This window comes from Cypionkella sp. (assembly GCF_036782355.1).
Taxonomy (GTDB): domain Bacteria; phylum Pseudomonadota; class Alphaproteobacteria; order Rhodobacterales; family Rhodobacteraceae; genus Cypionkella.
In genome coordinates this window covers 58,327-71,143 of record NZ_DAIPZF010000017.1, presented here as the reverse complement: position 1 = coordinate 71,143, position 12,817 = coordinate 58,327, and the positions used below count along the sequence as shown (strand labels likewise).

Below are 12,817 nucleotides of genomic sequence, written 5' to 3'. Positions count from 1 at the left end.
GCCCGCCCACCCCGCGTCTTTGGGGGGCGGCAGGCGGTGTGAAGGAAAACTGGAGAGAAGATGCAGGCGCAGTATGTGATTATCGGCTCGGGCTCGGCTGGCTCGGCGATTGCCTATCGGTTGGGCGAGGCTGGCAAGTCGGTGATCGTGATCGAACAGGGCGGCAGTGATCGGGGTCCGTTTATTCAGATGCCCGCGGCGCTGTCTTATCCGATGAACATGCCGATCTATGATTGGGGGTTTCAGTCCGAACCCGAACCGCATTTGGGCGGGCGCAGGCTGGCCACGCCGCGCGGCAAGGTGGTGGGCGGGTCGTCCAGCATCAACGGCATGGTCTATGTGCGCGGCAATGCCAAGGATTACGACACTTGGGAAGCGATGGGCGCGCAGGGCTGGTCCTATGCCGATGTGCTGCCCTATTTTCAGCGCATGGAGCATTGGCACGGCGCCGAAGATGCGGGCGGTGATGCAGGCTTTCGCGGCCGCAAAGGGCCTTTGCACATCACCCGCGGGCCGCGCAACAACCCGCTGTTTGACGCCTTTATCAAGGCCGGTCAGCAAGCAGGCTACCCCGTCACCCCCGATTACAACGGCGCCCAGCAAGAGGGGTTTGGCGCGATGGAGGCGACGATCTATAAGGGGCAGCGCTGGTCGGCGGCCAATGCCTACCTGAAACCTGCGATCAAGGCGGGCAATGTCACGCTGGTGCGCGGCTTTGCGCGCCGGGTGGTGATCGAGGCCGGCCGCGCCGTCGGCGTCGAGATCGAGCGCGCAGGCGCCATCGAGGTGATCCGCGCCAGCGCTGAGGTCATCGTTGCGGCCTCTGCGATCAATTCGCCCAAGATCTTGATGCTGTCGGGCATCGGCGATGCGGCCCAGCTTGCACAATTGGGCATCCCTGTGGTGGCCGACCGCAAGGGCGTGGGCGCAAATCTGCAAGACCATCTAGAGGTCTATATGCAGTTTCAGGCAAAACTGCCGATAACGCTTTATAAATACTGGAATATCCTTGGCAAAGCCCTGATCGGCGCGCAGTGGTTGTTCACCCGCAAAGGCCTTGGCGCCAGCAATCAGTTCGAGGCTTGCGGCTTTATTCGCAGCGATAAGGGCGTGGAATATCCCGACATTCAGTATCACTTTTTGCCCATCGCCGTGCGCTATGACGGCAAGGTGGCTGCGGGCGGCCATGGCTTTCAGGTGCATACCGGCCCGATGCGCTCGGCCTCGCGCGGGGCGGTGACGCTGGCCTCGGCAGATCCAAAGGTCGCGCCAAAGATCGTGTTCAACTATATGTCGCAGGCCAGCGATTGGCGCGATTTCCGCAAAGCGCTGCGGCTGACGCGTGAGATTTTTGCCCAAGCCGCGATGGCCGTGCATGTGAAAACCGAAATCCAGCCCGGTCAGGATCTGCAAAGCGACGCAGAGCTGGACAGCTTTATCCGCGACCATGCCGAAAGCGCCTATCACCCTTGCGGCACCTGCCGGATGGGGCGGGCGGATGATCCGCTGGCGGTGGTTGATCCTGAATGCCGCGTGATTGGCGTCGAGGGGCTGCGGGTTGCCGACAGCTCGATCTTCCCGCAGGTGACCAATGGCAATCTGAACGGGCCTTCGATCATGACCGGCGAAAAAGCCGCCGATCACATCTTGGGGCGGCGCTTGGCGAAATCCAATCTGGCGCCGGTGATGGCGCAAAACTGGCGCGAGGCGCAACGCTGAGGTTGATCAAGATCAAGGCGTTAGGCGGGAGATGCGGCTAATCTGATCCAATGATAAAAGGAGCAGACCATGTCACATACCCCGCACGCCTTGGCCGAAGACTTTCCCGAACTTGCGCAAAAGATCATGGCGCTGAAGGAAAGCGACGCGCATTTTGCCAAGCTGGTCGAGAGCTATAACGACGTCAACCATCAGGTTTACCGCGCCGAAAACCGGCTTGATCTGCTGACCGAAGCGCAGGAAGAGGCGCTGAAACGCGAACGCGCCCTGCTGAAAGACCATATCTGGCAGCATGCGAAATAGCGCTTTGGCGTCTTAGGCCGCCAAGACAATCAGATCGCGCGGGTTAAATTCAATCGCCACATGATCGCCCACCATCGGTGGAGCATGATCAAAGCGGTTAAAGGTATCCAGCGCCAGCGCTTGCCCGCCCGATTGCAGCCGCAAGCGAATGACTGCGCCCATGAATTCAACCGCCGTTACCTCGGCGGGCAGGGTGGTGATCTGGCCCAGAACCGCGCCCTTGTGGCCTTGCAGGTGCAGGGCTTCGGGGCGCAGGGCAAGCGCGATCTGGCTGCCCTTTGCGCCCTGAATCGGGGCTGAAAGCCGCAGGGACTGGCCTGCCATACCAACCTCGCCCGCGCTTGGGTCAAGGATGGTGGCGGTCAGGGTGTTCAGGGTGCCGACGAAATTGGCAACAAAGCGGCTGCTGGGCTGGCTGTAGATCTGAAACGGCGTGCCGATCTGCTCGGCGCGGCCATCGTTCATCACCACAACGCGGTCTGACATCGACAGCGCCTCTTCCTGATCGTGGGTGACGAAAATCGTGGTGATGCCCAGCTTTTGCTGGATCTCACGAATTTCGGCACGCAGGCTGACGCGAATTTTCGCGTCCAGCGCCGAGAGCGGTTCGTCCAGCAACAAAACCCTTGGCCGGGGTGCCAAGGCGCGAGCCAATGCCACGCGCTGCTGCTGGCCCCCCGACAGCTGATAGGGATAGCGCGCGCCCAGATCGGGCAGGCCGATCAGCGCCAGCATCTCGGCCACGCGGGCACGAGCCTCTGCGGCAGCCACACCTTGAATGCGCAGGCCAAAGCCGACGTTTTGCGCCACGGTCAGGTTGGGAAACAGCGCATAGGCCTGAAACACCATGCCGATGTTGCGCTGATTGGGGCGCTGGGTGGTGATGTCTTGCCCGTCAATCACAATCGCGCCCGCCGAGGGCGTCTCAAACCCCGCCACCATGCGCAGCACCGTGGTTTTGCCGCAGCCCGATGGCCCCAGCAGGGACACAAACTCGCCCTGACCAATCCCCAGATCAAAGGATTTTACCACATGATTGCCGCCAAAGGATTTTTGCAGGTTGCTCAGATCAAGAAATGCCATCAGCGATGCGCCCTTTGATGTTTGAAAAGACGCGGAACCAGTTGGATCAGCGCCATGCAGCCCCAGGTCAGGGCAAAAGTCATAACCGCCAATGCGGCGGGCTCGTAGGCCTTGTTGCCGCCAGCCCAGACCATAAAGGGGCCAAAGGCGGGGCGGTTCAACAAGGCCGCAAAGACATATTCGCCAATCACGATGGCAAAGGTCAAAAACGCCCCCGACAGCACCGCCACCAGCACATTGGGCAAGATCACCCGCAGCAAGATCACCGGCCAGCTTGCGCCAAGGCTTTGCGCGGCCTCGGTCAAGGTCGAGATGTCGATCGCCGCCAGACCAGTATCGACGGCGCGGTACATATAGGGCAGCGACAGTACCGAATAGCCCAGCATCAACAGCACATCGGTGCCAAAGGCGCTGCCGGTCATCGGCAACAGGCTCGAGGTGTTGAACAGCCGGATATAGCCGAACACGATCACAATCGGCGGGATCACCAGCGGCAGCAGGGTGATAAACTCGATCAGCGGCCGCAGCCGTGGCAGTTTCAGGCGCACCCAATAGACCGTGGGCACCACCACAAACACGCCAAAGACAATCGTCAGCAGCGCCATCACCGCAGAATAGCCAAAGGTGGCCTGAAACTGCGGATCCCCCAGCACCGAGCGATAGGCATCAAGGCTATAGGTGCCGCGCCGCATCCGCAGCGAAAACTCGACCATGCCGACCATCGGCAAAAAGAAATAGCAAAAACCAAAGCCAAAGGCGGCCCAAGACCAGAAACGCTTCATTTCATCCACCTTTCGGCGCGGCTGCGCATCACGATATAGACGCCGTTGGACAGGCCAGTGATCACGATCATGCCAAAGGCCAGCGCATAGCCCAGATGCGGGTCTTGCAGCACATCGCCGCGAATTTGGTTGAACAAAAGGATCGGCGCGATCGACAACAGCGATCCGGTCAGCGCAATCGCCGTGGCCACAGCCCCAAAAGAATTGGCAAACAGCAGCGCCAAAGTCCCCAGCAAAGACGGCCAAAGCACCGGCAGCGCCACCATCCGCCAATATTGCGAGGTGCTTGCGCCCAAAACTTCTGCGGCCTCGCGCCATTCGCGGCGCAGCCCGTCCACGGCAGGGGTGATGATCAAGACCATCAGCGGGATCTGGAAAAACACATAAGTCATCACCAGCCCCCAAAACCCGATCAGGTTAAAGCCCATGGTGTAGATGTTCACTCCAAACCAATCGCGCAGCAGCATGGTGACAAAGCCCACCCGCCCCAGCGTCGCCATATAGGCAAAACTCAGCGGCACGCCGGCAAAGTTCGAGGCCACGCCCGAAAACGTCATCGTCACCGCGCGCAAGCCGCTTGGTAGCCCGCCCAGACAGACCGCAAGCGCGATGGCAAAGCCGACCGAGCAGCCGATGATCGAAGAGGCAAGGCTTAGCCGGATCGACAAGGAAAACGCATTGGTGATTTCAGGGGTGAACAGATTGCCGATGTTTTGCAGCGTCAGCTTGCCCTCGGCGTCAAAAAACGCCCCCGTGACGATGTTCATGGTGGGCAGGATCAAAAACAGCAGGGCAAAGGCCAAAAACGGCACAACCCCCAGCCAGTTCAAGGACCGTCCCTTCAGCAGCGGGCGCAGCTTTGGCATCATTCATCCGATCATAGAAAAAGCCCGCCCCGACTGTTATCGGGGCGGGCTTGGGGTATTGATTACTCGACTTTAACGCCGACGACAGCTTCCCAGCCAGCGGTCACGCCTTCTTTATGCGCGCCTTGCTGTTCCAAAGTTGGGAACACGGCCTTTTCATAAGCAGCGGCTGGTGGCAGCTTTGCCATCATCTCGGCAGGGATCACATCGCGCTTTGCCAGATCGTTAAAGCGGATTGGGTGGCAATAGCCGTTCAACCAGCCCAGCTGACCTTCGTCGGAATAGATGTATTCCATCCAAAGTTTTGCAGCATTCGGATGCGGTGCAAAGGCCGAGATCGCCTGCACATAAACGCCAGCCAAGACGCCCGAAGCCGGGATCACGACTTCGGCTTTAGGGTTGCCAGCCAGCGTGTCGCGCCATGCCAGCGCGTTATAGTCCCAAGCTGCGACGATCGGGGTGGCGCCCTGTGCGATGGTGCCGGTTTTACCGCTGACAGGAACGAAGTTGCCGGCCTTGTTCAGACCCGCCATAAACTCCAGACCCTTGGCAGCCGAGTCAGCCCCTGGCTCTGCGCCCGCAGCCATACCTGCCGACATCACCGACATCAGGCCTTGGTTGCCCGAACGTGGATCGCCCGACAAAGCAAAAGCGTTTGCATATTCTGGCTTCATCAGATCGGACCAATCGGTTGGCACATTTGCCACCAGATCGGTGTTCACGATAAAGGACATCACGCCATAGTAATCGCCATACCAAAAGCCGTCGGCGTCTTTGGCGCTGTCTGGGATGCTGTCCCAAGTTGCGACTTTGTAAGGCTGGATCAGGCCCTCTTCTTTGGCAGCGGGACCAAAGGACAGGCCGATGTCAACAACGTCTGGCGCTTGTGGGCCGGTGTTGCCTTTGTTGGCGCGGATCGCTTCCAATTCGTCAGCCGAGCTGCCGTCTGGGTTCAATTCGTTGACAGTGATCTCTGGATACTTGGCTTTAAAGCCTTCGATCACAGCGCCGTAGCCACACCAGTCATGCGGCAAAGCGATGGTGGTCAGGGTGCCTTCGGCTTTGGCAGCGGCAACCAGATCGTCCATCGATTGGGCAGCCGCCATCGAGACGCCCATCGCCAGAAGGCTGGCCGAGGTTGCAAGGGTTTTCATCAGGGTCATCGGGACTCTCCTATATCGCACGGCGTGATGTGCCAGAATCAACAGCGGTTCTGGTGGGGCCTGCTGGCGGCAGAGCTAGGCTTGCTTTGTGACGGCTCTGTAACGGATTTGCGAATTATTTAAGCAATGTCATTGGGTTGCGGGGCGTTCCTCTTGTCATCGAAGTTTCACATCGCTGAAATCTAAGCGTCATGAACACAGCCCATGCTGGTGGTGACACCAAAAGTGGGGCCCCAAATATGCTGACCATCCGGAACCTGACGCGCCAGTTTGGCGCGAAAGCCGCCGTAGACAATGCCAGCTTTACGCTGGATCGGGCGGGGTTCATCGGGATCATCGGCCGCTCGGGTGCCGGCAAATCGACGCTGTTGCGGATGATCAACCGGTTGACGGACGTCAGTTCTGGCGAGATCAGCTTTGAGGGCCGTCCGGTCTCGACGCTGACCGGAGCTGCCATGCGACAGTGGCAGGGCCAATGCGCGATGATTTTTCAGCAGTTCAATCTGGTGCCGCGCATGGATGTGGCCTCGAATGTGCTGCATGGTTTGCTGAACAAAAGATCGACACTGGCCGCGATGTTCAACATCTGGTCGGATGCCGATATTGCCCGCGCGCTGGCGATCCTGGATCGTCTTGGCATTGCCGAGCAGGCCCCGAAGCGCGCAGAGGCGTTGTCGGGTGGCCAGCAGCAGCGCGTGGCAATAGCGCGGGCATTGATGCAAGACCCAAAGATCATTCTGGCCGATGAACCCATCGCCAGTCTTGACCCAATGAACGCCCAAGTGGTGATGGACGCGCTGCGCCGTATCCACGACGAAGATGGCCGCATGGTCATCGCCAATCTACATACCTTGGACACCGCGCGGCGTTATTGCGACCGCGTGATCGGAATGCGCGACGGGCGCATCGTCTTTGACGGCACACCCGATCAGCTGACCACAGGTGTCGCGCGCGACATCTACGGCGCAGATGCCTCGTTTTCCGAGGCGACCACCTCCACCGCTTTGCCCGCCGACCGCGCTTATGCCGAGGCGATGCTGTCCTGACTTAACCCAAAGCCCCCAAGTGCGGGGCGCAATTCGGAGACGACCATGAAAAAGCTGCTAGTCCTTTTGGCTGCCACCACCTGCATCGGCACCGCTCATGCGCAAGAGATCAAAGAATTCAACATCGGCATTCTGGGCGGCGAAAACGCGCAAGACCGCATGTCGTCGAACGAGTGCTACCGCGCAAAGATCGAAGAAGCCTTGGGCGTGCCGGTTCAGGTTTTCACCCCAGCCGATTATGACGGCGTTATTCAGGGCCTGCTGGGCGGCACCATCGACATGGCTTGGCTGGGCGCTTCTGGCTATGCCAAAGCCTATCTGACCGACGATAAGGCCGTTGAAGTGCGCCTGACCAAAGAAAACCTGAACGGCTCGACCGGCTATTATTCCTTTGGTTTTGCCCGTAAAGACAGCGGCATCACCTCGATGGACGATGCCAAGGGCAAGGTTTTCGCTTTTGGCGAGCCAAACTCGACCTCGGGCTATCTGGTTCCCGGTGCGGAATTGATCGCGAAATACGGCCCGCTGGAAAACTACTTCTCGGAGGTGAAATTCTCGGGCGGTCACGAGCAGACCATCGTTGGCGTCAACAAGGGTGACTTTGCGGCTGGCGTGTCTTGGGCCGACGGCGTTGGCAACTGGGAAGACGGCTATTCTTCGGGCGCCTTCCGCAAGGCCGCTGACGCGGGTCTGGTGGACATGAACGATCTGGTGGAAATCTGGCGCTCGAAACTGATCCCAGAGGGTCCGATGGTTGTGCGCGCAGCCCTGCCAGCCGACGTCAAAGACAAGGTCACCCAAGTGACCGCCGATCTGTGGGAAACCGATGCGAAATGCGCCTATGGCGTGGCTGCGGGCGATGCGAAAGACTTCGTTCCTGCAACTCACGACATGTATCTGGGCATCATCGCGGCGCGTAAGCTTCAGAGCAACTAAGATTTTAGCAGCCTCTGCCGGACCCTTTTCAAAGGGTCCGGCAATTTCTTTTCCAAAGCCAGTATCTGCGGGAGCCAGCATGGTTGATGTTTCTTTTGGGCCAAGCGGCGGCAAGCGGCCTGATCCGGCGACGCTGGAAGGGGCCTATCTGCTGCAAGCCCGCCGCAAGCGGCTTTATGGCACGATTTTGCTGGTGTTCTTTGTGGCGCTGATGGCCTCGGGGTTTCAGACCGCGCAAGACCGCAATGCAGGCGATTTTCTGGCCGGTCTGCACCGCTTGGATGACTTTCCTGGCGAAGTCTTCTCTGAGGCTTGGCGCAACCGCGCCAATCTGCCCGAGCTTTTCCTGAAGTTTCTGCCCTCGTTGATCGAGACCATCAACATCGCCGCAACCGCGACGCTGATCGGGGTGTTGCTGGGTGCGCCGGTGGCGATTTTGTCAACGCGCGGTCTGGCGCGCTGGCCGGCGCTGACGCCGCTGTTTCGTCGCATGGCCGATGTGATGCGCGCCGTCCCCGAGATTGTGATCGCGCTGGTGTTGATTTTTATTCTGGGCAGCGGGCCGGTGCCTGCGGTCTTGGCAATTGCCTTCCACTCGACCGGCGCTTTGGGCAAATTGTTTTCGGAATCTGCCGAAAACGCCGATCTGAAACCTGTTGAAGGCTTGGCCTCGACGGGGGCGAATTGGTCGCAACAGATTTGGCTGGGGGTGCTGCCGCAGGTAGCGCCAAACTGGCTGTCCTATGCGCTGATGCGCTTCGAGATCAACGTGCGGGCCTCGGCCATTCTGGGCTTTGTGGGCTCGGGCGGCATTGGCTATGATTTAAAGCTGGCGATGCAATGGGGGGGCGGCAAATACGATCAGGTGGTGGCGATTTTTCTGCTGCTGTTTCTGGCGATTGTGACCTTTGACCAAATCTCGAGTGCTGCCCGCAACCGGCTTGTGAAAGGTCGCAAAGATGTCTGATATCGCGCTTATGTCGCTGCAAACCAGCTTTCGTCGCCGCCGCCTGACGGCTTTGGCGGTGCCGGTCTTGATCCTGTTTTATCTCATCTATACCGCGATCAGCTTTGATGTTGTGGGGCTTGCGCAAAAAGCAAATCTGAACAACGCCAAGATTTTGCTGTCAGATTTCGTCAGCTATAAAACCCATGTCACCCGCAACAACCGCGACGGGGTGGTGACGGTGGCGATCGAGGGCGAAGCCAAGGGCATCTATCCACCCGCGCATTTGCCCGACTGGGTGCAGGTGAGTGGCGACACCACCACGATTGATCTGGGGCGCGGGCATATCGTCACCTATAGCCCCGATGCCGCGCGCTATCTTGTGCCCGACTACGGTGTGATCGACATCAAAAGCGATGGTTCCAAGCTGACGCTGACCGCGCCGCAGCCAGTGCCAAGCTGGATCAACGTCACCGATACCCGCATTTCGGTGACCACGGCGCAGGGGCGCTTTGCCTATTCGCGCTCAAAGGTTGAAACCTTTCGCTATCAGCCCGGGTGGGAGATGTTTTTCTTCACCCTCGACAGCCCGTTTTACGGCAAAAGCTATGGCCAGTTAACCACAATGCTGATGGGGCCACGGATTGACCCTGCGCGCAGCAATCTGGCGTTGATGACGCATGATTTTTGGACCAACCAGCTGTGGCATCACGCCGATGTGGCTTGGGCGATGTATGAAACCGTGCTGATGGCCTTTCTGGGCACCTTTGGCGCGGCCTTGGTGGCGCTGCCCTTGGCCTTTATGGCGGCTTCGAACTTTACCCCCTTCAAGGCGGTGCGCTTTGCGTTCCGGCGGGTGTTTGACTTTGTGCGCGGGGTTGATGCGCTGATCTGGACCATCATCTTGTCGCGCGCCTTTGGGCCGGGGCCAATGACGGGGGCGCTGGCGATTTTGACCACCGACACCGGAAGCTTTGGCAAGTTGTTCTCGGAAGCCTTGGAAAATATTGATGAAAAGCAGGTCGAGGGCCTGCGCTCGACAGGGGCGAATGCGCTGTTGCGCGCCCGCTTTGGGGTGATCCCGCAGATCGCGCCGATCTTGCTAAGCCAAGTGCTGTATTTCTTTGAATCCAACACCCGCAGCGCCACGGTGATTGGCGCGATTGTTGGCGGTGGCATTGGTCTTTTGTTGACCCAAGCCATTCAGACCCAGAAAGATTGGGAAGATGTCGCCTATTACATGATCTTGATCGTGCTGATGGTGATGCTGATGGACAGCTTTTCAGGCTGGATCCGCCGCCGCTTTATCAAAGGATAAGGGATGCCAAAACTCGCCCCCAGCCAGCCGCTGATCCATGACGGCTGCCAGATTACCGCCAGCGATTTTGGCGCCTATTGCGAGGTGGGGCGGGGGTCGCGGCTGGTGCATTCAAGCTTTGCCGATTACGCCTATTGCGACCAATATGCAGATATTGCCAATACCAGCGTCGGCAAATTCGCCAATATCGCGGCGATGACGCGGATAGGGCCGACCGATCATCCGATGGGCAATGCGTCTTTGCACCACTTTCTGTATCGCAGTTCGTACTACTGGGATGATATCGAAGATGACGCGGATTTCTTTGCGGCCCGCGCGGCGCGGCGCACGGTTTTGGGCCCTGATTGCTGGATCGGGCACGGCGCGATTATCAAGCCCGATGTCACGCTGGGGGCAGGGGCGGTGGTTGCGGCGGGCGCTGTGGTGACCAAAGATGTGCCGCCCTATATGATTGTCGCGGGCCTGCCTGCCACGCCGCTGCGGCCGCGCTTTGGCAAAGGTGTGGCCGATCGGCTGCTGGCGCTGGCCTGGTGGGATTGGTCGCACGCAGAATTGCGCAGGGCGCTGCCCGATTTTCGCGCCCTGCCAGCCGAGGCGTTTTTAGAGAAATACCACGGCTGACGGCGATCTCTTCTATTCCGCAGCCAAGGCGGTTTGCGCGCGCCCCAGACCCATAAACCGCAGCGCCGCCTGACCCGACAGATGCGTCAGCCGTCCAGCGCAGATCGTGGCCTCGATCTTGCGGCTGGCGGCATGGACAACCACCAGATCGGCGCGGCGGCCAAGGGCGATTTCGCCGCGGTCGTGCAGGCCCATTACCTGAGCAGGGCGGGTCGAGATCAGCGCCCAAGCCTGCGCCAGATCCAAAATCCCGCGATCCACCAAGGCCCAAACCGCCAGCGGCAGTGCGGGCAGGTGGTAATCTGACACCAGCACATCGCAAAGCCCGTCTTGCACCAGATTGCTGGCCGAGACATTGCCCGCCTGTGATCCGCCGCGCACCACATTTGGCGCGCCCATCAGCACCGGGTTGTTCATTGCCCGCGCGCCAGCCGCAGCGCCGCGCGTGGTCGGAAATTCGGCAATCTCGGCGCCGATCATCGCGAAATAGCTGCGGGTCTCGGCGTCGGGGTCGTCATGGCTGCCATAGCGCAGACCCATGGCGTCAAACGCCTCGGCCAGTTTGCGCAGGCTGCGCGGCACCGATTTTTCCAAGGCTGTGGCGGCTTCGACATCGCGGGTCAAATCGGCGGCGGTGCGGCCGATCTTGCGCGCCCAAGCGGTGAAATCGGCAGGGGCCAGCCGCGCCATCTGGCGGGCTTCGGCCAAGTGGTTGTTAAAGATCACATAATCTACGCCAAAGTCACGCACTGCTTCGATCAGCCGGTCGGCCTCGGCCACCAGATGGGTTTCGGCGCGGATCTGCACGCGCAGATCGGTCATCGCCTCGCGGCGATAGGCCTGCACGGCGGCCATGAACTCTTCGGCCTTGTCAGGCCCGCGCGGCCCACCTTCCCAGCTCCAGCCTTGCGCCATATAGGCGGTGGTCACGCCATGCGCAGCCGCCTCGCGGTCATAAGAGGCAAGGCCAGCTGCCAGCGCGAACCGCGCCGAGGGGCGGGGGGCGATGTGGTGTTCAAAGCCGTCGCCATGCAGATCAATGATGCCCGGCAAGACCAGATAGCCCGACAGATCCACCTCGGTCACAGCGCCATGGGCGATCCGACCCTCGGCCAGCGCAACGGTACCATTTTGCAGCGCGCCACCCCGTAGCACAAGGGCATTGGTCAGCGTCAGAGGGGGAAGGAGCGATGTCATCAGGCAAGGTCCAAGCTGAGGGGGGAAATCTGCGTTGGGCTGTGGATAAACCATCTTCGCAACGTCTTTGTGACAGATTTCGGGCGCACGGCGGTTTTGCCAAAAGGCGTCTGCGCTTTATTCGGGCTGCACCGTCAGGGTGACGCGGTCGCCTGCAAACCATGTCAGGCCATATTCCACCGCAACCCCCTCGGTGTCGACATTTACCGCAACCGAGCGTAACAGCGGCGCGCCCTCGGGCAGGCGCAGATGCAAGGCTTGCAGCGCATCGGCGGTTTTCGCGGTCAGCCGTGTCGAGGCGCGCGTGTAGTCTTTAAGCCCGCAAGCGGCGAGGGCTGCGGTGACGGAATTCGAGGCCTCGAGTGCAAACAGCAGCTTGGGAAAGCGATTGGCCGGAAACACCGAGCGGAACAGCGCCAGCGGTACGCCATCGGCAAGTGACAGACCTTCGACAACATGCACTTCGGCCCCCAGTGCCAAGGTCAGCGCTTCGGCCTCGCGCGCATCGGCCTTGCGGGTTTCCAGCCGCAGGCTTTGGCGCGACGGCGTCCGCCCCGAGGCCAGCACGTTTTGATGAAACCGCGTGCGGCGGCCAAGCGCGTAATCAGTTGGGCTGCCTTGCACAAAGACCCCAGCCCCGCGCCGCGCCACCACCAGCCCTGCGCCCGCCATCTCGGCCAAAGCGCGGCGTAGGGTGTGGCGGTTGACGCCAAAGCGCTGTGACAGTTCGGCCTCGGTCGGTAGTTTGTCGCCCGCGCGGTACTGCCCGCCCGCGATTTCGGCGGTCAGCGTGGCGGTGATGGATTTCCAGATCGGGCTGCGGGCCATTGTTACGAA

Annotated in this window: 13 protein-coding genes; 7 read left to right on the top strand and 6 right to left on the bottom strand. The window is 60.2% G+C overall.

Annotation, left to right across the window (positions count from 1 at the left end):
* Positions 1 to 60 precede the first annotated feature (60 nt).
* Both betA and V7Q10_RS08595 read left to right on the top strand, forming a co-directional pair.
* Positions 61 to 1,719, top strand: coding sequence for a choline dehydrogenase (gene betA, locus V7Q10_RS08600; protein ID WP_333868669.1), 1,659 nt, complete (start codon positions 61 to 63; stop codon positions 1,717 to 1,719).
* 69 nt (positions 1,720 to 1,788) lie between these two features.
* On the top strand, positions 1,789 to 2,022 hold the full coding sequence (locus tag V7Q10_RS08595) for a YdcH family protein (protein WP_333868668.1): 234 nt from the start codon (positions 1,789 to 1,791) through the stop codon (positions 2,020 to 2,022).
* 12 nt (positions 2,023 to 2,034) lie between these two features.
* Here the strand turns inward: V7Q10_RS08595 and V7Q10_RS08590 are convergent, their stop codons facing one another.
* From V7Q10_RS08590 to V7Q10_RS08575, 4 genes are all read right to left on the bottom strand, one after another.
* Positions 2,035 to 3,105 (bottom strand): ABC transporter ATP-binding protein, encoded by a 1,071-nt coding sequence (locus V7Q10_RS08590; protein WP_333868667.1) that lies wholly within the window; start codon positions 3,103 to 3,105, stop codon positions 2,035 to 2,037.
* Entirely contained in the window at positions 3,105 to 3,887 is a 783-nt protein-coding gene (locus V7Q10_RS08585) for an ABC transporter permease (RefSeq protein ID WP_333868666.1), read from the bottom strand. The genes V7Q10_RS08590 and V7Q10_RS08585 overlap by 1 nt, the downstream gene beginning before the upstream one ends.
* The gene (locus tag V7Q10_RS08580) at positions 3,884 to 4,753 is read right to left on the bottom strand and encodes an ABC transporter permease (RefSeq protein WP_333868665.1); all 870 of its coding nucleotides are present in this window, start codon (positions 4,751 to 4,753) and stop codon (positions 3,884 to 3,886) included. The genes V7Q10_RS08585 and V7Q10_RS08580 overlap by 4 nt, the downstream gene beginning before the upstream one ends.
* A gap of 62 nt (positions 4,754 to 4,815) precedes the next feature.
* A complete protein-coding gene (locus V7Q10_RS08575; protein ID WP_333868664.1) occupies positions 4,816 to 5,916 on the bottom strand; it encodes an ABC transporter substrate-binding protein in 1,101 nt (366 codons plus the stop codon).
* 239 nt (positions 5,917 to 6,155) lie between these two features.
* On the opposite strand from V7Q10_RS08575, the gene phnC reads away from it, so the two are divergent.
* The 5 genes from phnC (at position 6,156) to V7Q10_RS08550 (ending at position 10,783) form a co-directional block, all read left to right on the top strand.
* Positions 6,156 to 6,962, top strand: coding sequence for a phosphonate ABC transporter ATP-binding protein (gene phnC, locus V7Q10_RS08570; protein WP_333868663.1), 807 nt, complete (start codon positions 6,156 to 6,158; stop codon positions 6,960 to 6,962).
* A 45-nt stretch (positions 6,963 to 7,007) separates the two neighbouring features.
* Positions 7,008 to 7,898, top strand: a complete 891-nt coding sequence (gene phnD, locus V7Q10_RS08565; RefSeq protein ID WP_333868662.1) for a phosphonate ABC transporter substrate-binding protein — start codon at positions 7,008 to 7,010, stop codon at positions 7,896 to 7,898.
* 79 nt (positions 7,899 to 7,977) lie between these two features.
* Entirely contained in the window at positions 7,978 to 8,865 is an 888-nt protein-coding gene (gene phnE, locus V7Q10_RS08560; RefSeq protein WP_333868661.1) for a phosphonate ABC transporter, permease protein PhnE, read from the top strand.
* A complete protein-coding gene (gene phnE, locus V7Q10_RS08555) occupies positions 8,858 to 10,162 on the top strand; it encodes a phosphonate ABC transporter, permease protein PhnE (protein ID WP_333868660.1) in 1,305 nt (434 codons plus the stop codon). The genes phnE (V7Q10_RS08560) and phnE (V7Q10_RS08555) overlap by 8 nt, the downstream gene beginning before the upstream one ends.
* A 3-nt stretch (positions 10,163 to 10,165) precedes the next feature.
* Complete coding sequence (locus tag V7Q10_RS08550) at positions 10,166 to 10,783, top strand: chloramphenicol acetyltransferase (protein ID WP_333868659.1); 618 nt, start codon at positions 10,166 to 10,168, stop codon at positions 10,781 to 10,783.
* 12 nt (positions 10,784 to 10,795) lie between these two features.
* Here V7Q10_RS08550 and V7Q10_RS08545 read toward each other — a convergent pair whose 3' ends face one another.
* Positions 10,796 to 11,980 carry an alpha-D-ribose 1-methylphosphonate 5-triphosphate diphosphatase gene (locus V7Q10_RS08545; protein WP_333868658.1) on the bottom strand — a complete coding sequence of 395 codons (1,185 nt, stop codon included), beginning with the start codon at positions 11,978 to 11,980 and terminating at the stop codon, positions 10,796 to 10,798.
* Between the two features lie 117 nt (positions 11,981 to 12,097).
* On the bottom strand, positions 12,098 to 12,808 hold the full coding sequence (gene phnF / locus V7Q10_RS08540; RefSeq protein ID WP_333868657.1) for a phosphonate metabolism transcriptional regulator PhnF: 711 nt from the start codon (positions 12,806 to 12,808) through the stop codon (positions 12,098 to 12,100).
* Positions 12,809 to 12,817 lie beyond the last annotated feature (9 nt).

Excerpts from the sequence above, each read along its gene's own strand:
- phnE (WP_333868660.1), top strand. The coding sequence starts at position 8,858 with ATGTCTGATATCGCGCTTATGTCGCTGCAAACCAGCTTTCGTCGCCGC.
- V7Q10_RS08585 (WP_333868666.1), bottom strand. The coding sequence starts at position 3,887 with ATGAAGCGTTTCTGGTCTTGGGCCGCCTTTGGCTTTGGTTTTTGCTAT.
- betA (WP_333868669.1), top strand. The coding sequence starts at position 61 with ATGCAGGCGCAGTATGTGATTATCGGCTCGGGCTCGGCTGGCTCGGCG.
- V7Q10_RS08575 (WP_333868664.1), bottom strand. The coding sequence starts at position 5,916 with ATGACCCTGATGAAAACCCTTGCAACCTCGGCCAGCCTTCTGGCGATG.
- V7Q10_RS08590 (WP_333868667.1), bottom strand. The coding sequence starts at position 3,105 with ATGGCATTTCTTGATCTGAGCAACCTGCAAAAATCCTTTGGCGGCAAT.
- phnF (WP_333868657.1), bottom strand. The coding sequence starts at position 12,808 with ATGGCCCGCAGCCCGATCTGGAAATCCATCACCGCCACGCTGACCGCC.
- V7Q10_RS08595 (WP_333868668.1), top strand. The coding sequence starts at position 1,789 with ATGTCACATACCCCGCACGCCTTGGCCGAAGACTTTCCCGAACTTGCG.
- phnD (WP_333868662.1), top strand. The coding sequence starts at position 7,008 with ATGAAAAAGCTGCTAGTCCTTTTGGCTGCCACCACCTGCATCGGCACC.
- V7Q10_RS08580 (WP_333868665.1), bottom strand. The coding sequence starts at position 4,753 with ATGCCAAAGCTGCGCCCGCTGCTGAAGGGACGGTCCTTGAACTGGCTG.
- V7Q10_RS08550 (WP_333868659.1), top strand. The coding sequence starts at position 10,166 with ATGCCAAAACTCGCCCCCAGCCAGCCGCTGATCCATGACGGCTGCCAG.
- V7Q10_RS08545 (WP_333868658.1), bottom strand. The coding sequence starts at position 11,980 with ATGACATCGCTCCTTCCCCCTCTGACGCTGACCAATGCCCTTGTGCTA.
- phnC (WP_333868663.1), top strand. The coding sequence starts at position 6,156 with ATGCTGACCATCCGGAACCTGACGCGCCAGTTTGGCGCGAAAGCCGCC.
- phnE (WP_333868661.1), top strand. The coding sequence starts at position 7,978 with ATGGTTGATGTTTCTTTTGGGCCAAGCGGCGGCAAGCGGCCTGATCCG.